The sequence below is a fragment of the Microbacterium sp. NPDC056044 genome (assembly GCF_042267145.1).
GTDB lineage: Bacteria > Actinomycetota > Actinomycetes > Actinomycetales > Microbacteriaceae > Microbacterium.
The window spans coordinates 81,266-107,986 of record NZ_JBHJWZ010000003.1 but is presented as its reverse complement, the minus strand read 5'-3'; the positions used below and the strand labels follow the sequence as shown (position 1 = coordinate 107,986).

Genomic DNA, 26,721 nt, shown 5'->3' with positions numbered 1-26,721 from the left:
ATATGACCTCGCCTCACCACGCGAACCGTCGCCCCTCGGGCTGGCTCCGGATCGGCATCCCCGCCCTCCTCGTGCTCCTCTGGCTGGCCGCCGGCACGATCGGCGGCCCCTACTTCGGCAAGGTCGACGAGGTGTCGAGCAACGACCGCTCCTCGTTCCTCCCCGAGAGCGCAGACGCAACGCAGGTCAACGAGCGGCTCGGGGACTTCCTCGGCGGCGAGAGCATCCCAGCCGTCGTCGTCGTGACAGGCGACGGCGAGCTCTCGCAGGACGACATCGCCGACGTGCAGGCGCTCGCCGACGACATCGCCGAGGTCGAGGGGGTGCAGGAGGACGTGTCGCCGCCCATCCCGTCGGACGACGGCGAGGCCGTGCAGATCTTCGTGCCAATCGACGCCTCGGGCGAGGTGGGGCCCACCGTCGAAGAGATCCGCACGCTCGTCGCCGACGATCTGCCCTCCGGTCTCGAGGGCTGGGTCACCGGCCCCGCCGGCTTCACCGCCGATCTCGTCGAGGGCTTCCTCGGGATCGACGGGCTCCTTCTCGGCGTCGCGCTGCTCGCGGTGTTCCTGATCCTCGTGATCGTCTACCGCTCGCCGCTCCTGCCCGTCCTCGTGCTGCTGACCTCGGTGTTCGCGCTCTGCGTGGCCCTGCTCACCGTGTGGTGGCTCGCCTTCGCCGGCATCGTCGTGCTCAACGGCCAGGTGCAGGGCATCCTGTTCATCCTCGTGATCGGCGCGGCGACCGATTACGCCCTCTTGTACGTCGCCCGGTTCCGCGAATCCATCGCGACGGGGGTGTCGAAATGGGATGCTGTGCTCTCGGCGTGGCGCGGAGCCTTCGAGCCCATCCTGGCCTCGGGCGGCACGGTGATCGCGGGCCTGCTGTGCCTGCTGCTCTCCGACCTCGCGACGAACCGCGCGCTCGGCCCGATCGCCTCCATCGGGATCGGGTTCTCGATGCTGTCGGCGCTGACGTTCCTGCCCGCTCTTCTCGCGCTGTGCGGACGCGCAGCGTTCTGGCCCTTCATCCCGAAGCAGCCGATCGCGATGATCCCCGACGACCTCACCCAGCCGGTCAAGGGCCTCTGGCCGCGACAGGCGCGCTTCGTCGCCCGCCACGCGCGCATCGTGTGGATCGCCTGCACGATCGTGCTGCTCGCCGGTGCCCTGGGCATCACTCAGCTGAAGGCCGACGGGGTGCCCACGAGCGACCTCGTGCTCGGCTCGTCCGAGGCCCGCGACGGGCAGGACGTGCTCGCCGAGCACTTCCCGGCCGGCTCCGGCTCGCCGGTCTATGTGATCGTGCCCGAGGAGGACCTGGCCGACACGGTCGGCGTGCTCGACGACTCCGACGGCATCGATTCGGTGTCGGTCGCCTCGGACGACTCGCCGACGGGGCAGGCGCAGGTCGCCGTCGAGAACGGGGAACCGGTCTTCACCGCGGTCGGGCCTCCGGGTACGCCTGCGCCCGAGCCGACCGTCTCGGACGGCGACGTGCTGGTGATCGGCACGTTGACGGATGCTGCGGACTCGGTGGCTGCGGAAGACACCGTGCGCGAGCTCCGCGTCGCACTCGACGACACGCTCGGCGCCGGCACCGCGATCGTGGGCGGCGAGACCGCCACCGACATCGACACCAACGACACGTCGACGCGGGACCGCACGGTCATCATTCCGGTGATCCTCGCCGTGATCCTCCTGATCCTGATGCTGCTGCTGCGCTCGATCCTGGCGCCGCTCCTCCTCATCGGCACGGTGATCCTGTCGTTCGCGACCGCCCTCGGCGTCAGCGCGCTCGTCTTCAACGAGGTGTTCGGCTTCCCGGGTGCCGACCCCGCGGTGCCGCTCTACGGCTTCGTGTTCCTCGTGGCGCTCGGCGTCGACTACAACATCTTCCTGATGTCGCGCGTGCGCGAGGAGTCGCTCGTCCACGGGACGAGACCGGGAATCCTCCGCGGCCTCGTCGCCACGGGTGGGGTGATCACATCGGCAGGACTCGTGCTCGCGGCGACCTTCGCGGCGCTCGGCGTCATCCCGATCCTGTTCCTGGTGCAGATCGCGTTCATCGTCGCCTTCGGTGTGCTGCTCGACACGTTCATCGTGCGGTCGCTCCTGGTGCCGGCGCTCTCGTACGACATCGGCAAGGCGATCTGGTGGCCCTCGAAGCTGTGGCGCAAGGATGTCGTCGCCGCGGGGGCGACGGATGGCAGCGAGGCGCTGCTGCCCGCCGAGACCGACCCCGAGCTCGTGGCCGGCGACGGGCACCCGCTCACCCGCGAGGAGTATCGGCGTACGCTCGAACCATGAGCAAGGCGCTGTTCATCGTCGACGTCCAGAACGACTTCACCGAAGGGGGAGCGCTCGCGGTCGAGGGAGGGGACGCGGTCGCCGAGCACATCTCGGAGTTCCTCGTCACCCATGCCGAGGAGTACGCCGTGATCGTGGCCTCGCGCGACTGGCACCACGCCGAGGGCGACAACGGCGGGCACTTCCACCCCGAGCCCGACTTCATCGACACCTGGCCGGTGCACTGCGTGAGCGGCACCGAGGGCGCCGAGTACGATCCCGGGCTCGACACCTCGGCGGTGACCCACCACGTCAAGAAGGGGCAGGGCAAGCCCGCCTACTCGCTGTTCGAGGGCACCACCGATGACGGCGTGACGGTGGCGCACCTGCTCGAAGAGAACGGGGTCGTCGACGTCGACATCGCCGGCCTCGCGACGGACTACTGCGTGCGCGCGTCGGCGCTCGACGCCATCGAGCACGGCCGGCACGTCCGCATCCTCACCGACCTCATCGCCGGGGTCGCGGCGGAGACGAGCGATGCGGCGCTCGCCGAGCTCGCGCACGCCGGCGCCGAGCTCACACCCTCGGGACCCGAGGGCGGTGACTGAGCCCGGGGCGCCGACCGCCGAGGGCGTCCGCGCGGCGCTCGAGGGCGCAGCATCCATCGACGAACGCGCCAAGATCGAACGGCGCATGACCGACGCGCGCACCGAGGTGATCGGCGTCCGCATGGGCACCGTGTTCGACATCGCGAAGGCGAACTCACGGATGCCGCTGGCCGAGGTCGATCGGCTGCTCGACTCCGACGCCTACGAGATGCGGATGGTCGCGGTATCGATCCTCGACTTCCAGGCGCGCACCAAGGGGGTCGACCGCGCGGCGCTGTACGAGCTGTGGATGCGGCGTCTCGATCGCATCGACACGTGGGACTACATCGACCGTTCTGCGCCGCGCGTCGTGGGGCTGTACCTGCTGGACCGCCGGCGCGACGTGCTGTTCGAGCTCGCGCGCTCCGACGACCGCTGGCATCGGCGCACGGCGATCACCGCCGCCTTCTCGATCATCCGCGGCCGGGACCTCGACGACCCGCTCGCGCTCTGCGAGATTTTGGCGGACGACCCCGAGCACCTGGTGCAGACCAACGTGGGCGTCGCCCTCCGCGAGATCGGCCGGGTCGACCCCGGCCGGCTGGAGGAGTTCCTCGCGCGGCGAGGCGACGACCTCAGCGCTCACGCGCGACGCACCGCCCGCACCGCGCTCGCCTGAGGCGGGCGACCCGCTACTCTCGGGCTCGTGACCGAGATCCGCCCCCTCGCCCCTGCCGACCGCGACGCCTGGCTGCCGCTCTGGCGCGGCTACATCGAGTTCTACGAGTCCCAGGTGTCGGACGAGCAGTCCGCGCTGACCTGGAACCGCCTGCTCGACCCGCAGTTCCCGATCCACGGCGCGGTCGCCGTCGACGACACGGGACGGGCCGTCGGCTTCGTCCACTGGCTCACGCACGCCGCGACCTGGTCGCCGGCGCCCTACGTCTACCTCGAGGATCTCTTCGTCGCCCCCGACACCCGGGGCACTGGGGCCGGACGCGCGCTCATCGCCCACGTGACCGAGTGGGCGCGCGCGCACGACGCCGCGAAGGTGTACTGGCTCACGCAGGAGACCAACACCACCGCGCGAACGCTCTACGACCGCGTCGCGACACACACCGGGTTCGTGCACTACGAGATCGGACTCGGCCGATGAGCGCGGCTGCTCCCGCCGAGCGCAGCATGGGAGACCTCGTCGCCACGCTGCTCCTGATCGGGTTCTCGGTCGGCGCCGCGGTGGTGCTCTTCTTCGTCTCGCTCGTATGGGCGATCGGCAACCACGACAACACGGTGGCGATCGTGCTGGGCGGCTATGTGCCCCTGGCCTTGGCGGTGATCGGTGCCGTCGCCGGCATCGTCGCGCTGTCGCGCAAGCGCCGGGCGTTCTGGTACCCGCTGATCGCCCTCGTGCTGAGTATCGTCGCGTGGTTCATCGCGGCATCGATCGCCCGCTGACCCGGCGACCCGACGGTCACACCGCCGCCTGGCGCCCCTTGCGTGCCAGGTAGATCACGAAGCCGAGGGCCAGGAGCGCGGTCAGGCACAGCAGACTGAGCCCGATCGTGTAGCTGTGGGCCTCGGCGTTGTAGGTCGCGCCCATCACCAGCGGCGGGAAGTAGCCGCCGAGCCCGCCCGCGGCGCCGACGATGCCGGTGACGGTGCCGACGCGTTCGGCGGGCGCCCGCTGCGCGACCCACGTGAAGACCGCACCCGTGCCGAGACCGAGGAAGAGGGCCATCAGCACGAACGACGCTCCGGCCAGGAGCTCGGGCGGCGGCTGCAGGGCGATGACGACGGCCATCACGGCGGCGCCGCCGAGCGAGATGCTGAGCACCGTCGCCGGGCCGATGCGGTCCGACAGCCAGCCGCCGACCGGCCGGGCGATCACCGCCGCGATCGCGAAACCCGCAGTGCGGGCGCCGGCATCGGCGAGGTCGTACCCGTAGACCTCCTTGAGGTAGGTCGGCAGGTAGGTCGAGAACGCGACGAAGCCGCCGAAGGTCACGGCGTAGAGGAACGCCATCTGCCACGTGACGGCGAGCTTCGACGCCGCCTTGAGCTTCGGCATGACCGGCGCCGTGTTCGGCTTCCACAGTGGGGAGTCCCGCATGAACAGCCACACGATGAGCGCGACGACGAGGAGCGCGACCGCGATGATGATGTGCGTCGCGACGTAGCCGAACCACGCCACCATGCGCGGAGTGAAGAACGACGACAGCGCGGTGCCGCCCATGCCGGCGCCGAACAGGCCCGTGGCGAAGCCGCGCTTGGCCGGCTCGTACCAGGCGTTGACGAACGGGATGCCGATCGCGAAGGTCGTGCCGGCGATGCCGAGCAGGAACCCGAACGCGATCATGAGCGGATACGACCCCCATACTCCGGCGAGGGCCACCAGCACCACGGGCACGGCGGAAGCCGCTGTCAGCACCGTGAACATCAGGCGGCCGCCGTAGCGGTCGGTGAACGCGCCGGTGAGGATGCGGCCGAGCGATCCGACGAGCACGGGCGTCGCGATGAGGAGCGAGGCCTCGGTCGAGGTCAGCCCCATCTCGGCGGTGTACTGCACCGCGAGCGGCGCGACGAGGTTCCACGCCCAGAACGTGATGGTGAAGGCCAGCAGTGCCAGCAGGAGGTTCTTCGTGCGCCCCGGCAGGGCCTGGGTGTTCGGCGCGGCGGTGGCCCCGGCTGGGCCCCCGCCCCCGGAGGCTCGCCGCGGCGCGCCAGCGCCGTGGGGAGGGGGAGTGGGGACCGTCGTCATCGTCGTGTGCCTCCCGTCTTGCCTGTGGTCGAAGCCTTGCGGTCGGGGGTGCGGTCAGTGGTGCCCACCGGCGCCCAGCCGCGGCGGATGCCGCGCGCCGTCGTCGGCCGCCCGTCGCGCGAGCGGTAGACGATGTACGGGCGGAACAGGTAGTGCACCGGCGCCGTGAACGCGTGGACGAGCCGCGTGAACGGCCAGATCATGAACAGCACCATGCCGATCACTGTGTGGATCTGGTAATCGAGCGACGCCTCGCTCATCGCGGCGATGTTCGGCTGGAAGACGAAAAGCGACCGGAACCATGGCGAGACCGTGTCGCGGTAGGTGAGCTCCTGGTGCGGCCCGATGACTCCCAGCACCGTGGTCGCGAGGCCCGCGACGATCGCGGCCACCAGCACGACGTACATGGTCTTGTCGTTCTTCGTCGTCGCCATGAACACCGGCCCGGTGGTGCGGCGGCGATAGATCAGGATGCCGACGCCGACGAGCGTCGCGATTCCCGCAACCGTGCCGAGGCCGAGGGCGGCGAGGTGGTACATCTCGTCCGAGATGCCGAAGAAGTCGGTCCACGCCTTGGGGATCACGAGGCCGATGACATGCCCGATGATCACGACGAGGATGCCGAAGTGGAAGAGCGGCGAGCCGATCCGCAGCAGCCGCGACTCGTACAGCTGCGACGAGCGGGTGGTCCACCCGAACTGGTCGTAGCGGTAGCGCCAGATCGTGCCGCCGACGAGCACCGCGACCATGACGTACGGGAGGATGCCCCACAGGAACAGGTCCATCAGCGCCTCCCGACCGGCTCGAGCGGCAGCAGCCGCGGGTCGTAGGCGTCGAGTCCGACCGATTCGCGGGGCGGCCCGGCCGCGGCCATCGCCATGGCCTGCTGCCGGTCGGCGGGGGAGCGCCCCGGGAGCGTGTCGCACACCGCGGCCACGACGCCGGCATACGGCGACCCGCGTTCGGCGAGGGCGAGTCGGATGAGCTCGAGGCTCGCGCGGTACTCCTGCAGCACCGCCGCACCCTCGCTCGGAGCATGCCGCGCGAACTCGAGGACCAGCGGCAGGAAGTCGGGCAGCTCGCCCGTGCCGTCGATCGCGAGACCCGCCTCGCGATACCGCCGCTTCAGGTCGGCGAGCACGGCGCCGCGCCGGCGCGTGTCGCCGTCGGTCCAGTAGCTGAGATACAGCGCGTGCCGCCGCGACATGTCGAAGGTGTCGACGTACACGGTCTGCACCTCGGACGCCGGTGTCTTCTCCCACCACTCGAGAAGAGGGGCGAAGGATGCTGCGGCCCGCGGCGCGGCTTCCGTCAAGGCCTGGCCGATCAGCGCCGAAGAGCCGAGTACGCCCTCATCGGGGTAGCTCAGGCACAGCGACGCCGCCTGGTACACCACCCGGACGTTCATGACGAGCCTCCGGCCGAGGCACCCGGAGTCGACTCCTTCGGGGGGAACAGGCCGGGCGGGGCACCGTTGCCGTCCCAGTTGAGGAGGTTGACGCGACCGCGCAGCGCCTCGCCGCTCGCGGCGGCGTCGGAGGTCTGGCGCTCCTTGAGGGCGTGGAAGGTCTCGACGGCGACCGGCACCGGCCGGCCGCTCGCCTCGCCGAACATGCCGGACTCGTTGCCGTACGGGCCGCCGTCGAAGTCGAGCGAGCAGCCGAGCTCCTCGAGCTCGTGCGCCCGCTCGTAGTGGGCGGTCGGAATGACGTAGCGGTCCTCGTACTTCGCGATCGCGAGGAGGCGATACATCGCGTAGATGGACTCGCCCGTCATGCCCACGGCCGCGGGGATCGACTCGTCGCGGTCCCGCTCGAGCGTGATGTCACGCAGGTACGAGCGCATCGCCGCGAGGCGCCACAGCACGCCCGTGATGATGTCGGTGTCGCCCGCGGTGAAGAGCTCGGCGAGGTACTCGACGGGGATCCGCAGCGCCTCGATCGCGCCGAAGAGGGTGCCCGCGGCCTCGGAGTCGTGACCCTGGTCCCGCAGCAGGTCGACGATCGGCGACAGGGGCGGGATGTACCAGACCATCGGCATCGTGCGGTACTCGGGGTGCAGCGGCAACGCCACCCGGTAGGTCTTCGCCAGGGCGTAGACCGGGGAGCGGCGCGCGGCATCCATCCAGTCATCGGGGATGTCGCCCTGCGCGCGGACCGCCGCGATCACCTCGGGGTCGTTCGGGTCGAGCATGAGGTCGAGCTGCGCCTCGTACAGGTCCTTCGGATCGGGCGTCGAGGCGGCCTCGGTGACGCGGTCGGCGTCGTACAGGAACAGGCCCAGGTAGCGCAGGCGCCCGACGCACGTCTCGGAGCACACCGTCGGAATGCCGACCTCGAGGCGCGGGTAGCACATGGTGCATTTCTCGGCCTTGCCGGTCTTGTGGTTGAAGTAGATCTTCTTGTACGGGCACCCGGTGATGCACTGGCGCCAGCCGCGGCAGCGGTCCTGGTCGACGAGCACGATGCCGTCCTCGGCGCGCTTGTAGATCGCGCCCGAGGGGCACGACGCCATGCACGACGGGTTGAGGCAGTGCTCGCAGATCCGCGGCAGGTAGAACATGAAGGTCTTCTCGAACTGCAGCTTGATGGTGTCTTCCGACTCGCGCCGCACGCGCTCGACGATGGGGTCGAGGTGGCCCATCTCCGACGCGCCGCCGAGGTCGTCGTCCCAGTTCGCCGACCACGTGATCTTCGTGTCTTCGCCGGTGATGAGCGACTTCGGCCGCGCGACGGGGAAGTCGTCGCCGAGCGGGGCGTCGATCAGCGTCTCGTAGTCGTAGGTCCAGGGCTCGTAGTAGTCCTCGAGCTTCGGCTGCACCGGCGACGAGAAGATCGTGAGCAGGCGCTTCAGTCGGCTGCCCGTGCGCAGCGACAGCCGGCCGCGCTTGTTGAGCGTCCAGCCGCCGTGCCACTGCTCCTGGTCCTCGTAGCGGCGCGGGTAGCCCTGGCCCGGCCGTGTCTCGACGTTGTTGAACCACACGTACTCGGTGCCGGCGCGGTTCGTCCACGCCTGCTTGCAGGTGACCGAGCAGGTGTGGCACCCGATGCACTTGTCGAGGTTCATGACCATGCCCATCTGGGCCATCACGCGCATCAGAACACCACCTCCTGCGAGCGGCGGCGTACCGTCGCCACCATGTCGCGCTGGTTGCCGGTCGGGCCGAGATAGTTGAACGCGTACGACAGCTGTGCGTACCCACCGATGAGGTGCGTGGGTTTGACGAGCAGCCTCGTGACGGAGTTGTGGATGCCGCCGCGCCGGCCGGTCGCCTCGGACTTGGGCACGTCGATCGTGCGCTCCTGCGCGTGGTGCACGTAGACGACGCCGGTCGGCATGCGGTGCGACACGATGGCCCGCGCCACCAGCACACCGTTCGAGTTGACGCACTCGACCCAGTCGTTGTCGGCGGCGCCGATGGCCGCGGCGTCCGCCGGGCTCATCCAGACGGTGGGGCCGCCGCGCGAGAGCGACAGCATGAAGAGGTTGTCCTGGTACTCCGAGTGGATCGACCACTTCGAGTGCGGCGTGAGGTACCGCACCACGACCTGCTGCTCGCCGTTCGGTCCGAGCCTGGGTTCGCCGAACAGCCGGTGCATGTCGAGCGGCGGGCGGTAGATCGGCAGCGCTTCGCCGAGGTCGCGCATCCACGCGTGGTCGAGGTAGAAGTGCATGCGGCCGGTGAGCGTGTGGAAGGGCTTCAGCCGCTCGATGTTGACCGTGAACGGCGCGTACCGGCGCCCGCCGGTCTCGGATCCCGACCACTCGGGTGACGTGATCACCGGCACGGGTGCCGCCTGCGTCATCGCGAATGTGATGCGCTTCTCTTCGGACCCCTCGGCGAGGTCGGCGAGCGGCTTGCCCACGCGCTTCTCGAGGGAGCGGAAGCCCTGCGACGCGAGCTCGCCGTTCGTCGTGCCCGAGAAGGCGAGGATCGCCTCGGCCATCTTGACGTCGGTGTCCATCGCGGGCCGCCCGTCGGCCGCGCCGCCGAGCATGACGCCGTTCTTCTGCGCGAGCCGTTCGGCCTCGTGCGCCACGTCGTACGTGACGTTCTTGATCGTGAACCCCAGCGTGTCGGCGAGCGGCCCCACTGCCGCGAGCTTGTCGGCGATCGCGGTGTAATCGCGCTCGACGACCGTGAACTGCGGCATCGTCCTGCCCGGGACGCCCGCCGTGTCGCCGCGCGCCCAGTCCCGCACCTCGCCGCCGGGCTGCGACGTCTCGCCGGGGGTGTCGTGCTGCATCGGCACCGAGACGAGGTCGCGCCGGGTGCCGAGGTGCGTGCGCGCCTGCGACGAGAACTCGACCGCGATCGCGTGGAACAGGTCGAAGTCGCTCTTCGCCTCCCACGGCGGGTCGATCGCCGGGGTGAACGCGTGCACGAACGGATGCATGTCGGTGGACGACAGATCGTGCTTCTCATACCAGGTCGCCGCGGGGAACACGACGTCCGACAGGAGCGTCGTCGAGGTCATGCGGAAGTCCGCCGACACGAGCAGGTCGAGCTTGCCCTCGGGGATCTCGTCGTGCCACTTCACGTCGTTCGGGCGCACGCTGGCCTCATCGGTCGCCATGACGTTGTTGTGCGTGCCGAGCAGGTACTTGAGGAAGTACTCGTTGCCCTTCGCGCTCGATCCCATGAGGTTCGAGCGCCACAGCGTGAGCAGGCGCGGCCAGTTCTCGGGGGCGTCGACGTCGGCGATCGCGGGCTGCAGGTCGCCGGACGCGAGCTTCGAGGCGACGAAGGATGCTGCGTCCGCCGCCTCCCCGTTCGCCACCGCTTCGTCGGCCCGGTCTGCCAGGTCGAGCGGGTTGACGTCGAACTGCGGGTAGAACGGCATCCAGCCGAGCCGCGCGGACTGGGCGATCGTGTCGGCCGTGTGCATGCCGGCGAGGTTGCCCTCGGCGAGCGGCGACGCCAGCGCGTCGGCCGAGTAGCCGTCGAAGCGCCACTGGTCGGTGTGCATGTACCAGTAGGCGGTGCCGATCATGGTGCGCGGCGGCCGCGACCAGTCGAGCGCGTTGGCGAGCGAGAGCCACCCGGTGATCGGACGGCACTTCTCCTGCCCGACGTAGTGCGCCCAGCCGCCGCCGTTGCGCCCCATCGAGCCGGTGAGGATCAGCAGCGCCAGGATCGCGCGGTAGGTCGCGTCGCCGTGGAACCACTGGCAGATGCCGGCGCCCATGATGATCATCGACCGGCCGTTCGACTCGACCGCGTTCGCGGCGAACTCGCGCGCGATGCGGGTGCAGGCCTGCGCCGGCACGCCGGTGATCTCCTCCTGCCACGCGGGTGTGTACGGCGACTCCGCGTCGTCGAGCCCGGTCGGCCACTCGCCCGGCAGCCCGTCCCGGGCGACGCCGTACTGGGCGAGCATCAGATCGAGGACGGTGGTGACCAGGATGCCGTTCACCCGCGTCGCGGGCACTCCTCGACGCAGGACGGCGCCCTCGCCGTCGGCCGCGTCGAAGCGGGGGAGGAGCACCTCGACCGCTTCCACTGCACCAGCCGCGGCGGGGAGATCGGCGATGGAGAGCGCCGGTTCCACGCCCTCGAGGTCGAGATTCCAGCGGCCCTCGCCCGACGCGGCATACCGGAACCCCATCGAGCCGTTGGGAACCCGCGGGGCGCCGGTCGCAGCATCCAGCACCACCGTCTTCCACTCGTCCTCGGGAGTGTCGCCGCCGAGGTCCTTCGAGGTGACGAACGTGCCCGGCACGAACGCGCCGTCGCGTTCGGTGAGGCGCACGAGGTGGGGAAGGTCGGTGTACTGGCGGGCGAAGTCGGCGAAGAACGGCACGCGGCGGTCGACGTAGTTCTCTTTGAGCACGACGTGACCCATGGCCATCGCGAGCGCCGCGTCGGTGCCTGCCTGGCAGGGCAGCCACTCGTCGGCGAACTTCGTGTTGTCGGCGTAGTCCGGGCTGACGGTGACGACCTTGGTGCCGCGGTACCGCACCTCCGCCATCCAGTGGGCGTCCGGCGTGCGGGTGACGGGGACGTTCGAGCCCCACATCATCAGGTAGGTGGCATCCCACCAGTCGCCCGACTCGGGGACGTCGGTCTGGTCGCCGAAGACCTGCGGGCTCGCGACCGGGAGGTCGGCATACCAGTCGTAGAACGACGTCATCACGCCGCCGACGAGCTGCGTGAAGCGCGTGCCGATGCAGTGCGACACCATCGACATCGCCGGGATCGGCGAGAAGCCCGCGACCCGATCGGGTCCGTACTCCTTGATCGTGTGCACGTACCCGGCCGCGACGAGTTCCACGGCCTCCCGCCAGCTCGCGCGCACGAGCCCGCCCTTGCCGCGCGCCCGCTGGTAGCGGCGGCGGGTCTCGGGGTTCTTCGTGATCTCGCCGAACGCCTCGACCGGGTCGTTGCCGCGCGCCTTGGCGGCGCGGTACTCCTCGAGCAGCACGCCGCGCACGTAGGGGTACCGCACGCGGGTGGGCGAGTAGGTGTACCACGAAAACGCAGCCCCGCGGGGGCAACCGCGGGGCTCGTATTCGGGACGGTCGGGGCCGACGCTCGGGTAGTCGGTCTCCTGGGCCTCCCACGTGATGATGCCGTCCTTGACGTACACCTTCCACGAACAGGAGCCCGTACAGTTCACGCCGTGCGTCGACCGGACGACCTTGTCGTGGCTCCACCGGTCGCGGTAGAACGCGTCGCCCTCGCGCCCGCCCTGGAGGAACGCCGCCCGGTGATCGGCGGTCTCGTCCCACCTCGTGAAGAACCGCCCTGCGCGCAGCAAGGCGTCGGAAGCCGGACCGTCCACACCGATCTGGGGCGTCATGTCTCGGACCCTAGCGAAAGGTCGCGACGGTGCGCCAGAGGTTCCACCGTGTCAAAACGGGTTGGCGTGACCTCGGCCGGCCGCAGTGGTGCCCCCACAGGGACTCGAACCCTGGACCCACGGATTAACCTGCTGCACTGGGCTTTCCCCAGCCACCGTCTCCGGCTTGCAGTCTGGACTATATCTTCACCTTCGGCCGGGCCGGTCAGGTGCGCCGCGTGTAGTCTCTGAGGTTCCCTTGCGGTTACCTGCTGATTACCCAATCCCTCGGATTGTCACTGCCGGTGTCGTCAGACACGTGGCGAGTACCTCGGGCTCTCAGGGCGTCCCAGCATATAGCGGCGGTCATCCGACGCATTTCTGCGCCGGCGCTCCATTTTGTTCTGTTGAAGTCCGTTGCTCTAACCAACTGAGCTATAGGGGCTCTCCCACCCTAGCAACGCAATGCGCGTGGGCACGTCAGCGGTTCCCGTTACCGTTGCCGCTGTTGCTGCCGGGGCCGTTCCCGTTGCCGTTGCCGTTGTTGTTCCCCGGGCCGCTGTTGTCGCTGCCTCCTCCGTCGTCGACCGCGGGTGCCTGCGGAGCGGGCGCCTGCGGAGCGGGCGGCGGTTCCTCGGTGGGGGTGGGGGTGGGGGTCTGCTGCTGCTCCTGGATCACCGGCGTCGTCGGTGCCGGCTCCGCACTCCCGCTCGGCAGGCTCGAGAGCCAGAGGGCGCCGAGGAGCGCACCGGCCAGCAAGAGCGCCGCGACCACGCCGCCCACGACGTACCCGCGGCGCCGGGCGCGATGCGGCGTCGCGGCCGACGAGGCCGGGGGCGCAGCATCCGTCCGCTTCGCTGCCATGGCGGTCTCGGCGGCCAGCGCCGCCGTCGGCGAGAATGCGACAGTCTTCGGGTCCGGCGGGCGCGGCGGCACCACGTCGGCCGTCGCCGGCTCGGTGGCGATCGCCGCGATGGGGGCCGTCGCCGGGTCGGCGTTCTCGCGGGCGAGCGTGTTCTCCATCGCCGCAAGACGCGACGCCGTCGCGACGACCTCCAGCGCGGTGGGCCGGTCGTCGGGCCGGATCGCCGTCATGCCGCGCAGCAGCCCCTGCCACGCCGGATGCAGCGAGTCCGGGATCTTCGGCGCCGACGACAGCCGAGCCATCACGGTGCCGATGCCCTCGGTGCCGGCGAACGGACGCTCGCCGGTGAGCGCCTCGGTCAGCAGCAGGCCGAACGCGTAGATGTCGGCGGCCGGGGCCGGCACCACGCCCCTGGCCTGCTCCGGAGCGACGTACGCCATCGTGCCGACGATGACACCCGGCGTCGTCACACGGGTCGAGTCCATGAGATAGGCGATGCCGAAGTCCGCCAGCTTCGCCCGCCATTCCCATCCGGGCCGCGGGGAGGCCCACAGCAGCACGTTCGACGGCTTGATGTCGCGGTGCACGACCCCGTGGTCGTGGGCGACGTGCAGGCCCTCGGCGATGTCGATCGCGACCGACGCGACCACTCGCGGGTCCACCGGTCCGCGCGCGATCAGGTCGCGCAGGGTGATGCCGTCGACGAGCTCCATCACCAGGTAGCTGGTCTCGTCGGTGCCGACGCGCGCATCGAACACCGTCACGAGCGAATGGTGGCTGAGCGACGCGAGCAGTGTCGTCTCCGACAGCGCGCGTTCGACGGAGCCGATGCCGTCGGTCGGCTCACGGAACACCTTCACGGCGACCGGGCGCTGCAGGTGCGTGTCGTCGGCGCGGTACACCCGTGCCATGCCGCCCTCGCCGATGCGCTCCCGCAGCAGGTAGCGCCCGTCCAGGAGTTCGCCGGTGGCGAGCTCCCCGGACGCGAGCAGGTCTGTCACAAGTCCTCCCGACCGATGCCCGCACCCCTCCGGCGCCGCATCGGGCCTCTTCCACCGTAGGGAGTGGGTTGCTCGTGTGCCGAGGGGTTGACGAGCCATCGCCGACATGCAACGACGCGACGAGGCCGCCGGCGCACCTCGCTGGCGCCGGCGGCCTCGCCGCCCCCGCATGGCCGGCGTGACGCCGGCATCGGGTCACTGAGCCGGAGGCATCAGGACCGCGTCGATGAGGTACACCGTGGCGTTGGCGGTCTGCACGCCGCCGCAGATCACGTTGGCGTCGTTCACCATCCACATGTCGCCCTCGCCGGTGACCTCGAGATCTGCACCCTGCACGGTGGTGTGGGTGCCCGCGATGTCGGCCGGCTCGATCCGTCCGGGCACCACGTGGTACGTCAGGATCGACGTCAGCGTCGCGCTGTCGGTCTTCAGCGACTCGATGGTGGCGGGGTCGATCATCGCGAACGCGTCGTCCACCGGCGCGAACACGGTGAACTCGTCGCTGTTCAGGGTGTCGACGAGGTTCACGTCGGGGTTCAGCTGGCCGCTGACTGCGGCGGTGAGCGTCGTGAGCATCGGATTGTTGGATGCTGCGACAGCGACCGGATCGGCCGACATGCCCTCGATCGAGCCCGCGCCGTCCGGCACAGCCTCGGCGTACGCGGCGCAGCCGGGCCCGACGAGGTCGGCGGCGGGGTCGGTGGCCATCGGCTCTTCGCTGGCCTCCATGGAGGGCGTCGAAGGTTCGGTCGTGGGTTCTGCGGTCGATCCGCCCATCGAACAGGCGGACAGCGCGAAGGTCGCGGCCACCGCCAGGGCGAGCCCCGCCGACATCCGCTTCCGAGTGATGCGAGACATGTCTTCCTCCTCTGATGCGGTCGTCGGACCGCGGTGTTCGTTCCCCCGGTGCCGGGGTGCGTGCCGCGGGAGCGGCTACACGGACTGTTCGGAGGGCTCGCGACATCGGATTGCAGATCGGACGGAATGGATGTTGCGCCCCCGCGTCCGCAGCATCCGTCCGCGGTGTGCGCAATCCGAACCCGCAACCGGCGCGAACTACTCGTGACACACGAGGGGGACGCATGGAGCTCGTCATCATCGGTCTGCTGGGCGGACTCATCACGGGGATCTCGCCGTGCATCCTGCCGGTGCTGCCGGTCATCTTCCTCACCGGAGGCGCACAGTCGGCGCGCCGGGAGGGCGACGCGGTGCCGGCCTCGCGGTGGCGGCCGTATCTGGTGATCGCGGGGCTGATCACGAGCTTCACCCTGGTCACGCTGCTCGGCTCCCTGCTGCTGGGCGCCCTGGGCCTGCCCCAGGACGTGCTCCGGTGGGCGGGCATCGCCGTGCTGGTGCTCATCGGCATCGGCCTTCTCGTGCCGCGCTTCGAACGGGTGCTCGAGAGGCCGTTCCAGAAGCTCGCCCGGCGCACGGAGGTGCAGAACCGGGGAAGCGGCTACGGCGTGGGGCTCGCCCTCGGCACCGTGTTCGTGCCGTGCGCCGGACCGGTGCTCGCCGCGATCATCGTCGCGGGCTCGACCGGTCGCATCGACGTCGGCACCGTCGTGCTCACCGTCTCGTTCGCGATCGGCGTCGCGGTCCCGCTGCTGTTCTTCGCGCTCGCCGGGCGGGGGCTGATCGAACGCATCCGGGCGTTCCGCACCCACGAGCGCGGCCTGCGCATCGCCGCCGGTATTGCGATGCTCGCGCTCGCCGTCGGCCTCGTGTTCAACGTGCCGCAGCTGCTGCAGCGCCTCGTTCCCGACTACACCGCCGGCATCCAGCGCGACCTCACCGACAATCCCGATGCCCGCCGGGCCCTCGACCTCGGCGGCCTCGTCACCGATGAGAACCGCGACCTCGACAAGTGCACGAACGGCGCGCCCGAGCTGGAGTCCTGCGGCACGGCCCCGAGCCTCCGCGGCATCGAGGCCTGGCTCAACACCCCGGGCGGCGCGGCCGTCGACCTGCAAGACCTCAAGGGCGAGGTCGTGCTCATCGACTTCTGGGCGTACTCCTGCATCAACTGCCAGCGCAGCATCCCGCACGTGGTGGCATGGGACGCCGCCTACCGCGACGCGGGACTCCGGGTGATCGGCATCCACTCGCCCGAGTACGCCTTCGAGAAGGACGCGGGCAACGTGGCGGCGGGTGCGCGCGACTTCGGGATCACCTATCCCGTCGCCCTCGACAACTCCCTGTCCACCTGGACGAACTACCGCAACCGCTACTGGCCGGCGCACTACCTGATCGACGCCGACGGCACCGTGCGCCACATCGCGTTCGGTGAGGGCAACTACGCCGCGACCGAGAAGCTCATCCGCGAACTCCTGGAAGACGCCCACCCGGGAGTCGTATTGCCCGCTCCGACCGACGTCGCCGACGACACCCCCGACGCGAGCCGCACGCGGGAGACGTTCCTGGGGTCTGCGAAGGACGTGAACTACGGCGGCGACGGCTCCTATCGCGCGGGCGACGGGGACTATGCGCTGCCCGCGGCGCAGCCGGATGACTCGTTCGCTCTCGACGGCGCCTGGCGCATCGAGACGCAGTACGCCACGCCCTCGGGCGACGGCGGCGGAGGCATCCGTCTGCGATTCCATGCCGACGAGGTGCGCATGGTGCTCGCGGGCGAAGGCGAGGTGCGCGTGCGCCTGGAGGGCGGCGGCGAAGAGATCGTGGCTGTCTCCGGCACGCCCCGCTCCTACGCCGTCGCCGAGAACACGGGGGACGGACGCACCCACGTTCTCGACGCCGAGGTGTCGCCGGGCGTGGAAGTGTACTCGTTCACCTTCGGGTGAGGCCACGGCGGGTCGGAGGGAGGTGCGTAAGGCATGCTGGTGGACATGGTGATCGACGGAATCGACGTGCCCGAGGACGGCACCGACCCCGTCGACCACATCGGGGAGCTGCTGCAGCGTGTCGCCGCGGGCGACCAGGCCGCGTTCGCGCGCGTCTACGACATGCTCTCGCCTCGCGTGTTCGGTCTGATCCTGCGCGTGCTCGTCGACCGCGCGCAGAGCGAGGAGGTGCTGCAGGAGGTCTTCCTCGAGGTGTGGCAATCCGCTTCGCGGTTCGCTCCGAACAGAGGTCAGGGACGATCGTGGGTGCTGACGATCGCGCACCGCCGGGCGGTCGATCGCGTGAGGTCGTCGCAGGCGTCGAGCGATCGCGACGTGCGCGCGGGCCTGCGGAACCTCGACGTCGCCCACGACGGGGTCGCCGAACAGGTCGAGCTGCGCATCGAGGGTGAGAAGGTGACGGTCGCGCTGTCGGGGCTTCCCGATGCGCAGCGGGAGGCGCTCACCCTCGCGTATTACGGGGGTTACAGTCAGAGCGAGATCGCGGCCCTGGTGGGGGCGCCGCTGGGGACGATCAAGACGAGGATGCGGGACGGCCTGTCCCGCCTGAGAGCCGAGATGGGGGTGACCGCGTGATGGACGAGCAGGAATTCGCCGAGCTCGCCGCCGGCGCTGCGCTGAACGCGCTGTCGCCCGCCGACCGCGCGGCCTTCGACGCGGCGCGCCGCGCGCACCCCGAATGGGAGCACTGGATCGAGACGGATGCCGCCACCGCCGCGGTGCTCGCCGACACCGTCTCCGATGCCGTGCCTCCGCTGACGCTGCGCTCGACACTGCTCTCGCGGATCGCGACGACGCCGCAGCTGCCGGCGATGGACGCGGCGGTGGCCGCGACCGCAGATCCCGTCGACCGCTGGACGCCGGCCCCGGCGACCGCTCCCGAGCAGCCCGATGAAGGGCCGGCTGCCCCGCCGCCTCCGCCGACAGCGGTGATCCAGGCGGTGTCGCGACGCCGGTGGACCCGCGGCATCCTGGCGCTCGCCGCCTCGATGGTGCTGCTCGTCGCCCTCGGGCTCGGCGCCGTGCAGCTCAACGAGTACATGACCCGTCCGGCGGAGATCGTGGCGCTGCAGCAGATCGAGGGCGCGCCCGACGCGCAGTCGTCGACGGCCGAGCTGACCGACGGCGGCACGGCGACGGCGCACTGGTCGGAGTCCGTCGGCAAGGTCGTGCTGGTCTCGCAGGGACTGCCCCAGATAGCCGACGACGAGAGCTTCGAGCTCTGGTTCGTGCGCGACGGCGCGGCGGTGCCCGCCGGGGTGTTCGAGTCCGCCGACGGCACGACGACGGCGCTGCTCGACGGCTCGATGGAGCCGGGTGACGTCATCGCGGTCACGGTCGAACCCCAGGGCGGCTCGCCGACGGGGGAGCCGTCTTCCGACCCGATCGTCACGATCCCGACAGCCTGACACCGGGGTGCGGCGCGCTGAGCCGCGCGGGCGCGGCGCGACGTCGTCGATCCGGGTAGCGTGAGGCCGTGGCATCCGCCCCCCAGACGACCCAGACCCTCGCACACCTGCGCCGCGCGCGCGACCTCATGGACCGCGACTACGCGCAGCCGCTCGACGTGCCCACGATGGCGACCAAGGCGCTCATGTCGCCGGCGCACTTCTCGCGCGAGTTCAAGGCCGCGTACGGCGAGACGCCCTATGCGTACCTGATGACCCGGCGCATCGAGCGCGCCATGGCGCTGCTGCGGGAGGGCATGTCGGTGACGGATGCCTGCACCGCCGTCGGCGCGACCTCGCTGGGCTCGTTCAGCTCGACGTTCACCGAGATCGTCGGCGAGACGCCGAGCTCGTACCGTTCGCGCCCGCACGACGCCGCCGAGGCGATGCCGCTGTGCGTCGCGAAGATCCTCACGCGCCCCACGCGCTACGCCTGATCCGCAACCGAGCAGGATCGGAGAAGCGCGCGCCGCCGCGGCGCAATAGCGTGGCAGCCATGACGAACATCGCCCTGGCGTACAGCCCCATCACCGTCGACGACGTCGACGCCGCCATCCCCTTCTACCGCGACGGACTCGGCCTCGAGGTCGTCAACGACGTCGCCTACGACGGCCACCGCTGGGTGAGCTTCGGCTTCCCCGGTCAGCCCGGCCTCTCGCTCGTCGTGTCGGACCCGACCGCCGGCCGCTCGCCCGAGGACGGCGATTCGCTGCAGCGTCTCGTGGTGAAGGGATCGGGCCCTGGCCCGTACGTCTTCACCACCACCGACCTCGACGCCACCTTCGAGAAGCTGCGCGAGTTCGGCGCCGAGGTGCTGCAGGAGCCTAAGGAGCAGGGCTGGGGTCCGCGCGACGCGGCGTTCCGCGACCCGGCGGGCAACCACATCCGCATCAACCAGGTCTGAGGCGGAGCGCGGTCATGTGCCTGCCGTGGGCCGCGGCCCTGCAGCGCGAGCTCGAACAGGAGCTCGCCCGCGAGCCCGTGCTCGTGGCGGCGAGTAGCCTGGACGGAATGAGCGACTCGTCCAGGGAGTTCCACAAGCCCGTGCGCCGGCCGGCCGAGATGTTCGACCGGCTGTTCGCCGCCGAGGACCCGGCCGAGGTGTCCCGCGTCGCGCACACGACCGCGCACGCCCTGCTCGCCCGCGTGCGGGCCGACCCCGACGGCACCGTCGTCGACCGGCTCGTCGCCTTCACCGACGAGCACGGCATCGACGACCTCGCCGAGCTGTGGTCGCGCTCTCCCGCGAAGACCCTTCCGGGCGCGCTGTGGCGGCTGTACCTGGTGCAGCTCATGATCCACGACGACCCGCGCACGGCCGCGCTCCTGTACGAGCGCGGCCGTGCCCAGCTCGCCTCCGCCGACGACGTGGTGGCGGGCGCTCCCTCACCGGCGGGACCGGACGAGCTCGTCGCGCTGGTGGACACCATCCTGCGCGGCCTCTTCGAGGGCGACTTCGCCGTCGCGCTCGACCGCGCGGCCGCGTTCTGCCGCGTGCAGGCGTCCGGCGCCACCCACATCGCCGACGACTACGAGGCGACCGAGCCTGAGCGTGCGTCGTCGTTCACCACTCGCGCCCTGCGCCTCTCGGACTATGCCGCCGACCTCGCGGCCTGCGCGTCCCTGTGGCGCCGCGACGCCCTGACCTGACCGTCGACCACCTCCCGAGTCCCACCCGCGGGCGTGCCCCGTGTACGCCGTCGTTCGGCTCCCGCGCCGCCGTTCCAGACACAGAATCGGATCCGCAGGTGCGGATGGTCGGCGCAACACGCCGGGTCGAGGCATCCATCATCGGCGTGTCGCCCGGTGTCTCCGCACCTGCGGATCCGATTCTGTGTTCGGTCGAGCGGGGGATCCTCCCCAGGGGAGGCGGGAGGCGAACGCTCCACAGATCACCCCGCCGAGCAGACGAGTGGATGCTGCGCCCACCAGCATGGGCGCATGTGCAGTGTCGATCAGCCCGCAGTGGCGACGTACCGCGAACTGAGCGCCGCCGGCATGACGCGAGCGCGGCTACGCGAAGAGGTGGCCGACGGTGGACGCCGTGCACTGCGTCGCGGCGTGTACGCCATGGACGGCGCGTGCGCTGACGTCACGGTCGCAGCCGCGCACGGGGGATCGATCGCCTGCCTGACCGCGGCGCGTCACGCCGGGCTGTGGGTGCTGGAGACCGACACGACTCCGCACGTGTGGCTGCGTGCGCACGGGCGGTCCTACGTGCACGACGGCTGCCGCTGCGTCACCCACTGGGACGAGGGCACGACGAAGGATGCGTTCGGGCTGCCCACCGTTCCGAGGATTCTGCGGCAGATCCTGATCTGCCGGGGCATCGAGGAGTTCTTCGTGGTGCTGGAGTCCGCCCGGCGACAGCACCTGCTGACGGCGTCGGGTCTGAAGTGGCTCCGCGAGCGCGTCGGTCCCGAGGCGCGCGTCGCCATCAACTATTCGCGCGATGACGCCGACAGCGGGCTCGAGTCGCTGCTGCGCTGGCGGCTTCGGAGTCGAAGGCTGCCCGTGCGCACGCAGATGAATGTGGTCTCGGTCGGGCGCGTGGACTTCCTCATCGGCGACCGCCTCATCGTCGAGGTCGACGGCGCGCCGAACCACGACGGGGAATCCCACCGCCACAAAGACCTCGTGCGCGACGCGCATGCCGCGTCCTGGGGGTACGTCACTCTCCGCTTCGACTACGCGATGGTCGTGCATGACTGGCCCACCGTGGAGCTGGCCATCCTCGGCTTCATCGATCGCGGCCTGCACCTGGTGTGACGGCGGCGGTGCGCCGTGCTCGCCGACACAGAATCGGATCCGCAGGTGCGGATGGCCTGCGCAACACGCCGGGTCGAGGCATCCATCATCGGCGTGTCGCCCGGCGGCTCCGCACCTGCGGATCCGATGTTGTGTCGGGGAGTGGATGCTACGCCCCTCGGCGGTGCGGGAGCCTCGGGTCGCGCAGCGGCAGGGCTGCAACGCGACAGGCTGCGGCGGCGCTGCAACGACGGAAGCACAGTGGCCCGGGCGGCCGGCGCGGCCCGGGCATGAAAGTGCCGGGCCGCAGAACGCCTCTCGGCGCGGTGCCGCTCGAAGCGGCAAATTTTGGAGCCCGGGGTTACTGCGGCCCGGCCGATCCAGTGTAACCGAGTCCACGGGCGCGGCATTCCCGAGCGCCTAAGCTCGGGGACATGGCCCTGCGTTTCGCGCTCGTGATCGAGCCCGCGGCATCCGATGATCCTCGTCCGATCTTCTCCGACTCGTTCCGCGTGATCGATCCCTCCGCGCCGGCGCTCAGCGTCGGCGAGCTGAGCACGCAGCGCGGGGACGGCATCTTCGAGTCGATCGGCGTCGTCGACGGCCACGCGCAGGAGACCGAGGCCCACCTCGAGCGTCTCGCGCACTCCGCGCAGATCTGCGACCTGCCCGCCCCGAACCTCGAGCAGTGGCGGCAGGCCGTCGCCATCGCCGCGCAGCACGCACCCGAGACGGGGGAGGGCGTCATCAAGCTCATCCTCAGCCGCGGCGTGGAGCACGGACCCGCGCCCACCGCGTGGGTGACGGCCACGGCCGCTGCCGACAACTCGGTCGCGCGCGAGCAGGGCATCCGCGTCGTGACGCTCGATCGGGGCTACGGCATCGACACTCCCGCGCAGGCGCCGTGGCTGCTCCTCGGGGCGAAGACCCTGTCGTACGCGGTGAACATGGCCGCGATCCGTGAGGCGAAGCGGCGCGGCGCCGACGACGCGATCTTCGTCACCTCCGACGGCTTCGTGCTCGAAGCGCCGACCGCGTCGCTCATCCTCCGCATCGGCGGGCGCTTCGTCACCCCCGCGCCGAACGGCGGCATCCTCCACGGCACGACGCAGCTGAGCCTGTTCGCCCACCTCGAAGAGCACGGGCAGGAGACGGGCTACGAGGTGCTTCCGACCAGCGCTTTGGAGCGAGCGGATGCCGCGTGGCTGGTGTCGAGCGTGCGGCTCGCGGCTCCGATCACGGCCATCGACGGCGTCGAGGTGCCGCTCGACGCCGAGCTCACCGCATCCTTCAACCGGTATCTGCTGAGTCCGCGCGACTGAGGCCCGAGCTCAGCGCGTCACGCCCGACATGTCGCGGCGGGCGCGGGCGATCATGGCGCGCGCGAGAAGCGCCAGGCCGGCGCGCACCGGCAGAGACGCCAGACGGCCGCCGGCGCCCTTGAAGCGCATGGCCGCCACCACGCGTACGAGCGAGTTCTGCTCGTCGATCCCCACGCCGACGCGCACGTCGAGGCGCCGCGCGTCCACGGCGACCAGGGCCTCGTCGCCTTCGACCCGGGTGACCGCGAGCCTGTCGCAGCGAGCGGGTCGACGGCGGAGCGCCGCGAGGCCCGCCAGGGCGAGCGCGATCCCACGGGGGAGTGCGGAGGTCGACAGCAGGTTGCGCGCCCACGCCGACGGATCGGCCGACGCGTGCGCGGGCAGCACGTCGATCCACACCTGGGTGTAGTCGGGGTCTGCGATGTCGACCAGGGCGAGCGACCAGAAGGCGGGTTCTCTCATGGGAAGCTCCTCGCGACCATACGCCGACGTATGGTCCTGAGGAGAAACTATACGGTACCGTACGGACATGGCAAGGTTCACCCGTGCGGACTGGGTCGACGCCGCCTACCGGCGGTTCAGCGACGAGGGGATCGGCGCGGTCGCCGTCGAACCGACCGCTCGCGAGCTCGGCACCACGAAGGGATCGTTCTACTGGCACTTCGCCGACCGCCGGGCACTCGTCGACGCCGTGCTCGAGACATGGCGGGACCGCGAGACCGAGGCCCTCATCGCCCAGGTCGAGGCGATCGCCGACCCCGAGGCGCGTCTGTCGGCACTCCTCGAGATCATCGCGCACCGCACCGGGGAGCGCTCGGGGGAGCGCACGCTCTACGCCGATGCCGCCGCCGCGGACGTGCGCGAGATCGTCGAGGCCGTGACCGAGCGACGCGTGTCGTACCTGAGCGGCCTGCTCGAGGCATCCGGTGTTCCGGAGCGCGAGGCGCGCCGCCGCGCGGTGATTGTCGTATCGGCCGTCATCGGTTACCAGCAGCTCGTCTCGAGCGGATGGGATGCTGCGGCCGACCCGCGTCCGCTGGTCGAGACGCTCTTCGCACTGGCGACAGCGCCGGTATGACGACGAAGCCCCTCGCCGTGCGGCGAGGGGCTTCGTGGAGTCGGGCGGGCTTACCCGAAGCGGCCCGAGACGTAGTCCTCGGTCGCCTGGACGGACGGCGTCGTGAAGATCGTCTTGGTCTCGTTGTACTCGATGAGCTTGCCGGGCTTGCCCGTGCCCGCGATGTTGAAGAACGCGGTCTTGTCGCTGACGCGCGAGGCCTGCTGCATGTTGTGCGTGACGATGACGACCGTGTAGTCGTTCTTCAGCTCGCCGATCAGCTCCTCGATCGCGTAGGTCGAGATCGGGTCGAGGGCCGAGCAGGGCTCGTCCATGAGGATGACCTCGGGCGAGACGGCGATCGCGCGCGCGATGCACAGACGCTGCTGCTGACCGCCCGAGAGGCCCGAGCCGGGCTTGTCGAGACGGTCCTTGACCTCGTTCCAGAGGTTGGCGCCCTGGAGCGACTTCTCGACGAGCGCGTCGGAGTCCGACTTCGACATCTTCTTGTTGTTGAGCTTCACGCCCGCCAGCACGTTCTCCTTGATCGACATCGTCGGGAACGGGTTGGGGCGCTGGAAGACCATGCCGACCTGACGGCGCACGAGGACCGGGTCGACGTTGGCGCCGTAGAGGTTGTCGCCGTCCAGCAGCACCTCCCCCTCGACGCGGGCGCCGGGGATCACTTCGTGCATGCGGTTGAGGGTGCGCAGGAAGGTCGACTTGCCGCAGCCCGAGGGGCCGATGAAGGCGGTGACGCTGCGCGGCTCGATGTCGAGCGAGACGCCCTCGACGGCCAGGAAGTCGCCGTAGTAGACGTTGAGGTCGTTGACTTCGATGCTCTTGGACATGGTTCCTGTCAGTTCTTTCGGGTGAGGACGCTCAGCGGCCGAGCTTCGGCGAGAAGACCTTCGCGACGATGCGCGCGATGAGGTTGAGGAGCATCACGAGGACGATGAGGATGAACGCCGCAGCCCAGGCGCGGTCGATGTAGGCCTGCGCGGGGATGCCCTGGTTCATGTACTGCGAGTAAGCGAACACCGGGAGCGTCATCATGCGGCCCTCGAAGAGGTTGTAGTTCATCGAGGTCGCCACACCCGCGGTCAGCAGCAGCGGCGCGGTCTCGCCGATGACGCGCGAGATCGAGAGCATGACGCCCGTCGTGATGCCGGCGATCGAGGTGGGCAGGACGACCTTCGAGATCGTGCGCCACTTCGGCACGCCGAGCGCGTACGACGCCTCGCGCAGCTCGTTCGGCACGAGACGCAGCATCTCTTCGGTGGAGCGGACGACGACCGGGATCATGAGCACCGACAGGGCGATGGAGCCCATGATGCCCATGCGGATGCCGGGTCCGAAGATCAGCGCGAAGACCGCGTAGGCGAACAGGCCGGCGACGATCGACGGGATGCCCGTCATCACGTCGACGAGGAACGTGATGCCGCGGCTGAGGCGGCCGCCGCGACCGTACTCGACCAGGTAGATGGCGGTGAAGATGCCGATCGGGATCGAGATGACGGCCGCCGCGAGGGTGATGAGCACCGTGCCGACGATCGCGTGCAGGGCGCCGCCGCCCTCGCCGACGACGTTGCGCATCGACGAGGTGAAGAACTCGGCCGACAGCGCCGCGACGCCGTTGGTGACCACCGTGATGGCGACCGAGACGAGCGGGACCATCGCGATGAGGAACGCGATCGTCACGACACCCGTGACGAGGCGGTCGACGCCCTTGCGCCGGCCCTCGACGAGGGAGGAGGTGGTCGTGATCAGGATGAGGTACAGCAGTCCGGCCACGACGGCCCAGCCGCCGAGGTTGAAGCCGTCGCCGGAGCTCATCGCGAGGACGCCGAACAGCAGCGCGCTGATGGCGAGGCTGCCCACGAGGATGGCCCAGGGCGCCCACACGGGCAGGCGGCCGCTGGTGAGGCGGGGAGTCTCGCGCACGAAGGGCGAGGCCTGCGGAGGCTGAGGAGGAGCGGTCGTCACGGTCATGTCAGTTCGCTCCCGAGAATTCCTTGCGCCGGCTGACGATCCATCGGGCGATGGCGTTGACCGCGAAGGTGACGATGAAGAGGATGAGGCCCGTCGCGATGAGGACGTTGATGTTGAGGCCGTACGCCTCGGGGAAGGTGAGCGCGATGTTGGCGGGGATCGTGCCCGGGTTCTCCGAGGTGAAGAGCTGGAAGGTGACGACGTTGGCCACCGAGAGCACCATGGCGACGGCCATCGTCTCGCCGAGCGCGCGGCCGAGGCCGAGCATCGAGGCCGAGACGATGCCGCTGCGGCCGAACGGGAACACGGCCATGCGGACCATCTCCCAGCGCGTCGCGCCGAGGGCGAGCGCGGCCTCCTCGTGGAGGACCGGCGTCTGCAGGAAGATCTCGCGGCAGATGGCGGTGATGATCGGGACCACCATGACCGCGAGGACGATCGCGGCGGTGAAGATCGTGCGGCCGGTGCTCGAGACCGTGCCGCCGAAGAGCGGGATCCAGCCCATGTTCGCGTTGAGCCACGCGTAGACCGGCTGCACGGCGGGGGCGAGCACGAGGATGCCCCACAGGCCGAAGACGACGGAAGGCACCGCGGCCAGCAGATCGACGATGTAGCCGAGGCTCTGCGCGAGGCGGCGCGGTGCGTAGTGCGAGATGAAGAGGGCGACCGCCACCGCGAGCGGCACGGCCATCAGGAGCGCGAGGAACGACGCCCACACGGTGCCGAACGCGAGCGGCCAGACGTACTCCCAGAAGTTGCCCGAGAGGATGCTGGCGGTCTCGCCCGTGGCGGTGAGGCCGGGGATCGACTGGATGATGAGGAAGATCGCGACGGCGGCGAGGGTGACGAGGATCATCACGCCGGCGCCGAGCGCGGTTCCCGAGAACCAGCGGTCGCCTGGCCGCTGCTTGACCTTGCCCGTCGCGGGGGCGGTCGTCGTGGTCATGGTGTCCTTCTGGAGTCGGGTCTCAGGGTGATACCCGGCCCGGTCTCGCGACCGGGCCGGGCATCG

General features: G+C 70.3%; 25 protein-coding genes. 14 read left to right on the top strand and 11 right to left on the bottom strand.

The window, feature by feature from the left end:
• Nucleotides 1–2: 2 nt before the first annotated feature.
• The 5 genes from ACFC1I_RS09240 to ACFC1I_RS09220 are packed head-to-tail and all read left to right on the top strand — an operon-like array spanning nucleotide 3 to nucleotide 4,330.
• The gene (locus ACFC1I_RS09240) at nucleotides 3–2,309 is read left to right on the top strand and encodes an MMPL family transporter (protein WP_376008239.1); all 2,307 of its coding nucleotides are present in this window, start codon (nucleotides 3–5) and stop codon (nucleotides 2,307–2,309) included.
• Nucleotides 2,306–2,896 (top strand): isochorismatase family protein, encoded by a 591-nt coding sequence (locus ACFC1I_RS09235; RefSeq protein ID WP_376008237.1) that lies wholly within the window; start codon nucleotides 2,306–2,308, stop codon nucleotides 2,894–2,896. Before ACFC1I_RS09240 ends, ACFC1I_RS09235 begins: the two co-directional genes overlap by 4 nt.
• Complete coding sequence (locus tag ACFC1I_RS09230; protein WP_376008235.1) at nucleotides 2,889–3,554, top strand: DNA alkylation repair protein; 666 nt, start codon at nucleotides 2,889–2,891, stop codon at nucleotides 3,552–3,554. The genes ACFC1I_RS09235 and ACFC1I_RS09230 overlap by 8 nt, the downstream gene beginning before the upstream one ends.
• A gap of 27 nt (nucleotides 3,555–3,581) precedes the next feature.
• A complete protein-coding gene (locus ACFC1I_RS09225) occupies nucleotides 3,582–4,031 on the top strand; it encodes a GNAT family N-acetyltransferase (RefSeq protein WP_376008233.1) in 450 nt (149 codons plus the stop codon).
• On the top strand, nucleotides 4,028–4,330 hold the full coding sequence (locus ACFC1I_RS09220) for a hypothetical protein (protein ID WP_376008231.1): 303 nt from the start codon (nucleotides 4,028–4,030) through the stop codon (nucleotides 4,328–4,330). Before ACFC1I_RS09225 ends, ACFC1I_RS09220 begins: the two co-directional genes overlap by 4 nt.
• Before the next feature lie 16 nt (nucleotides 4,331–4,346).
• On the opposite strand, the gene ACFC1I_RS09215 is transcribed toward ACFC1I_RS09220, so the two are convergent.
• The 7 genes from ACFC1I_RS09215 to ACFC1I_RS09185 form a co-directional block, all read right to left on the bottom strand.
• Nucleotides 4,347–5,633, bottom strand: coding sequence for a nitrate/nitrite transporter (locus ACFC1I_RS09215; RefSeq protein ID WP_376008229.1), 1,287 nt, complete (start codon nucleotides 5,631–5,633; stop codon nucleotides 4,347–4,349).
• On the bottom strand, nucleotides 5,630–6,418 hold the full coding sequence (gene narI, locus ACFC1I_RS09210) for a respiratory nitrate reductase subunit gamma (protein WP_376008227.1): 789 nt from the start codon (nucleotides 6,416–6,418) through the stop codon (nucleotides 5,630–5,632). Before narI ends, ACFC1I_RS09215 begins: the two co-directional genes overlap by 4 nt.
• Nucleotides 6,418–7,041, bottom strand: a complete 624-nt coding sequence (gene narJ / locus ACFC1I_RS09205; protein WP_376008224.1) for a nitrate reductase molybdenum cofactor assembly chaperone — start codon at nucleotides 7,039–7,041, stop codon at nucleotides 6,418–6,420. The genes narI and narJ overlap by 1 nt, the downstream gene beginning before the upstream one ends.
• Nucleotides 7,038–8,729 carry a nitrate reductase subunit beta gene (gene narH / locus ACFC1I_RS09200; protein ID WP_376008222.1) on the bottom strand — a complete coding sequence of 564 codons (1,692 nt, stop codon included), beginning with the start codon at nucleotides 8,727–8,729 and terminating at the stop codon, nucleotides 7,038–7,040. The genes narJ and narH overlap by 4 nt, the downstream gene beginning before the upstream one ends.
• Nucleotides 8,729–12,436 (bottom strand): nitrate reductase subunit alpha, encoded by a 3,708-nt coding sequence (locus ACFC1I_RS09195; protein ID WP_376008220.1) that lies wholly within the window; start codon nucleotides 12,434–12,436, stop codon nucleotides 8,729–8,731. The genes narH and ACFC1I_RS09195 overlap by 1 nt, the downstream gene beginning before the upstream one ends.
• Nucleotides 12,437–12,895: 459 nt before the next feature.
• Complete coding sequence (locus ACFC1I_RS09190) at nucleotides 12,896–14,281, bottom strand: serine/threonine-protein kinase (RefSeq protein ID WP_376008218.1); 1,386 nt, start codon at nucleotides 14,279–14,281, stop codon at nucleotides 12,896–12,898.
• Nucleotides 14,282–14,476: 195 nt separating this feature from the next.
• Complete coding sequence (locus ACFC1I_RS09185; protein ID WP_376008216.1) at nucleotides 14,477–15,139, bottom strand: fasciclin domain-containing protein; 663 nt, start codon at nucleotides 15,137–15,139, stop codon at nucleotides 14,477–14,479.
• A gap of 224 nt (nucleotides 15,140–15,363) precedes the next feature.
• On the opposite strand from ACFC1I_RS09185, the gene ACFC1I_RS09180 reads away from it, so the two are divergent.
• The 8 genes from ACFC1I_RS09180 to ACFC1I_RS09145 all read left to right on the top strand — a co-directional run bounded on the left by ACFC1I_RS09180 (nucleotide 15,364) and on the right by ACFC1I_RS09145 (nucleotide 22,660).
• A complete protein-coding gene (locus ACFC1I_RS09180) occupies nucleotides 15,364–17,082 on the top strand; it encodes a cytochrome c biogenesis protein CcdA (protein ID WP_376008214.1) in 1,719 nt (572 codons plus the stop codon).
• 33 nt (nucleotides 17,083–17,115) lie between these two features.
• Nucleotides 17,116–17,718 carry an ECF RNA polymerase sigma factor SigK gene (gene sigK / locus ACFC1I_RS09175; RefSeq protein ID WP_376008212.1) on the top strand — a complete coding sequence of 201 codons (603 nt, stop codon included), beginning with the start codon at nucleotides 17,116–17,118 and terminating at the stop codon, nucleotides 17,716–17,718.
• Nucleotides 17,718–18,551, top strand: a complete 834-nt coding sequence (locus ACFC1I_RS09170) for an anti-sigma factor domain-containing protein (protein ID WP_376008210.1) — start codon at nucleotides 17,718–17,720, stop codon at nucleotides 18,549–18,551. The genes sigK and ACFC1I_RS09170 overlap by 1 nt, the downstream gene beginning before the upstream one ends.
• A 128-nt stretch (nucleotides 18,552–18,679) precedes the next feature.
• A complete protein-coding gene (locus ACFC1I_RS09165; protein WP_045298308.1) occupies nucleotides 18,680–19,027 on the top strand; it encodes a helix-turn-helix transcriptional regulator in 348 nt (115 codons plus the stop codon).
• Between the two features lie 59 nt (nucleotides 19,028–19,086).
• Nucleotides 19,087–19,494: a VOC family protein gene (locus tag ACFC1I_RS09160; RefSeq protein ID WP_376008208.1), complete on the top strand. Its 408-nt coding sequence runs from the start codon at nucleotides 19,087–19,089 to the stop codon at nucleotides 19,492–19,494.
• A gap of 107 nt (nucleotides 19,495–19,601) precedes the next feature.
• Entirely contained in the window at nucleotides 19,602–20,240 is a 639-nt protein-coding gene (locus tag ACFC1I_RS09155) for a DNA-directed RNA polymerase subunit beta (protein ID WP_376009326.1), read from the top strand.
• Nucleotides 20,241–20,531: 291 nt separating this feature from the next.
• Nucleotides 20,532–21,359 (top strand): endonuclease domain-containing protein, encoded by an 828-nt coding sequence (locus ACFC1I_RS09150; RefSeq protein ID WP_376008206.1) that lies wholly within the window; start codon nucleotides 20,532–20,534, stop codon nucleotides 21,357–21,359.
• Between the two features lie 413 nt (nucleotides 21,360–21,772).
• Nucleotides 21,773–22,660 carry an aminodeoxychorismate lyase gene (locus ACFC1I_RS09145; protein ID WP_376008204.1) on the top strand — a complete coding sequence of 296 codons (888 nt, stop codon included), beginning with the start codon at nucleotides 21,773–21,775 and terminating at the stop codon, nucleotides 22,658–22,660.
• A gap of 9 nt (nucleotides 22,661–22,669) precedes the next feature.
• On the opposite strand, the gene ACFC1I_RS09140 is transcribed toward ACFC1I_RS09145, so the two are convergent.
• Nucleotides 22,670–23,122: a hypothetical protein gene (locus ACFC1I_RS09140; protein WP_376008202.1), complete on the bottom strand. Its 453-nt coding sequence runs from the start codon at nucleotides 23,120–23,122 to the stop codon at nucleotides 22,670–22,672.
• Nucleotides 23,123–23,189: 67 nt separating this feature from the next.
• On the opposite strand from ACFC1I_RS09140, the gene ACFC1I_RS09135 reads away from it, so the two are divergent.
• On the top strand, nucleotides 23,190–23,738 hold the full coding sequence (locus ACFC1I_RS09135; RefSeq protein ID WP_376008200.1) for a TetR/AcrR family transcriptional regulator: 549 nt from the start codon (nucleotides 23,190–23,192) through the stop codon (nucleotides 23,736–23,738).
• A 50-nt stretch (nucleotides 23,739–23,788) separates the two neighbouring features.
• Here ACFC1I_RS09135 and pstB read toward each other — a convergent pair whose 3' ends face one another.
• The 3 genes from pstB to pstC are packed head-to-tail and all read right to left on the bottom strand — an operon-like array spanning nucleotide 23,789 to nucleotide 26,655.
• Nucleotides 23,789–24,568, bottom strand: coding sequence for a phosphate ABC transporter ATP-binding protein PstB (pstB, locus tag ACFC1I_RS09130; protein ID WP_376008198.1), 780 nt, complete (start codon nucleotides 24,566–24,568; stop codon nucleotides 23,789–23,791).
• A 31-nt stretch (nucleotides 24,569–24,599) separates the two neighbouring features.
• Entirely contained in the window at nucleotides 24,600–25,709 is a 1,110-nt protein-coding gene (gene pstA / locus ACFC1I_RS09125) for a phosphate ABC transporter permease PstA (protein WP_376008196.1), read from the bottom strand.
• Nucleotide 25,710: 1 nt separating this feature from the next.
• Nucleotides 25,711–26,655 carry a phosphate ABC transporter permease subunit PstC gene (gene pstC, locus ACFC1I_RS09120; RefSeq protein ID WP_376008194.1) on the bottom strand — a complete coding sequence of 315 codons (945 nt, stop codon included), beginning with the start codon at nucleotides 26,653–26,655 and terminating at the stop codon, nucleotides 25,711–25,713.
• Nucleotides 26,656–26,721: the final 66 nt, after the last annotated feature.

Coding starts and splice junctions, on each gene's coding strand:
- ACFC1I_RS09145 (WP_376008204.1), top strand. CDS start 21,773: ATGGCCCTGCGTTTCGCGCTCGTGATCGAGCCCGCGGCATCCGATGAT.
- sigK (WP_376008212.1), top strand. CDS start 17,116: ATGCTGGTGGACATGGTGATCGACGGAATCGACGTGCCCGAGGACGGC.
- ACFC1I_RS09215 (WP_376008229.1), bottom strand. CDS start 5,633: ATGACGACGGTCCCCACTCCCCCTCCCCACGGCGCTGGCGCGCCGCGG.
- narJ (WP_376008224.1), bottom strand. CDS start 7,041: ATGAACGTCCGGGTGGTGTACCAGGCGGCGTCGCTGTGCCTGAGCTAC.
- pstB (WP_376008198.1), bottom strand. CDS start 24,568: ATGTCCAAGAGCATCGAAGTCAACGACCTCAACGTCTACTACGGCGAC.
- ACFC1I_RS09135 (WP_376008200.1), top strand. CDS start 23,190: ATGGCAAGGTTCACCCGTGCGGACTGGGTCGACGCCGCCTACCGGCGG.
- narI (WP_376008227.1), bottom strand. CDS start 6,418: ATGGACCTGTTCCTGTGGGGCATCCTCCCGTACGTCATGGTCGCGGTG.
- ACFC1I_RS09195 (WP_376008220.1), bottom strand. CDS start 12,436: ATGACGCCCCAGATCGGTGTGGACGGTCCGGCTTCCGACGCCTTGCTG.
- narH (WP_376008222.1), bottom strand. CDS start 8,729: ATGCGCGTGATGGCCCAGATGGGCATGGTCATGAACCTCGACAAGTGC.
- ACFC1I_RS09140 (WP_376008202.1), bottom strand. CDS start 23,122: ATGAGAGAACCCGCCTTCTGGTCGCTCGCCCTGGTCGACATCGCAGAC.
- ACFC1I_RS09235 (WP_376008237.1), top strand. CDS start 2,306: ATGAGCAAGGCGCTGTTCATCGTCGACGTCCAGAACGACTTCACCGAA.
- ACFC1I_RS09165 (WP_045298308.1), top strand. CDS start 18,680: ATGGACCGCGACTACGCGCAGCCGCTCGACGTGCCCACGATGGCGACC.
- ACFC1I_RS09155 (WP_376009326.1), top strand. CDS start 19,602: ATGAGCGACTCGTCCAGGGAGTTCCACAAGCCCGTGCGCCGGCCGGCC.
- pstA (WP_376008196.1), bottom strand. CDS start 25,709: ATGACCGTGACGACCGCTCCTCCTCAGCCTCCGCAGGCCTCGCCCTTC.
- ACFC1I_RS09180 (WP_376008214.1), top strand. CDS start 15,364: ATGGAGCTCGTCATCATCGGTCTGCTGGGCGGACTCATCACGGGGATC.
- ACFC1I_RS09240 (WP_376008239.1), top strand. CDS start 3: ATGACCTCGCCTCACCACGCGAACCGTCGCCCCTCGGGCTGGCTCCGG.
- ACFC1I_RS09150 (WP_376008206.1), top strand. CDS start 20,532: ATGTGCAGTGTCGATCAGCCCGCAGTGGCGACGTACCGCGAACTGAGC.
- pstC (WP_376008194.1), bottom strand. CDS start 26,655: ATGACCACGACGACCGCCCCCGCGACGGGCAAGGTCAAGCAGCGGCCA.
- ACFC1I_RS09220 (WP_376008231.1), top strand. CDS start 4,028: ATGAGCGCGGCTGCTCCCGCCGAGCGCAGCATGGGAGACCTCGTCGCC.
- ACFC1I_RS09170 (WP_376008210.1), top strand. CDS start 17,718: ATGGACGAGCAGGAATTCGCCGAGCTCGCCGCCGGCGCTGCGCTGAAC.
- ACFC1I_RS09160 (WP_376008208.1), top strand. CDS start 19,087: ATGACGAACATCGCCCTGGCGTACAGCCCCATCACCGTCGACGACGTC.
- ACFC1I_RS09185 (WP_376008216.1), bottom strand. CDS start 15,139: ATGTCTCGCATCACTCGGAAGCGGATGTCGGCGGGGCTCGCCCTGGCG.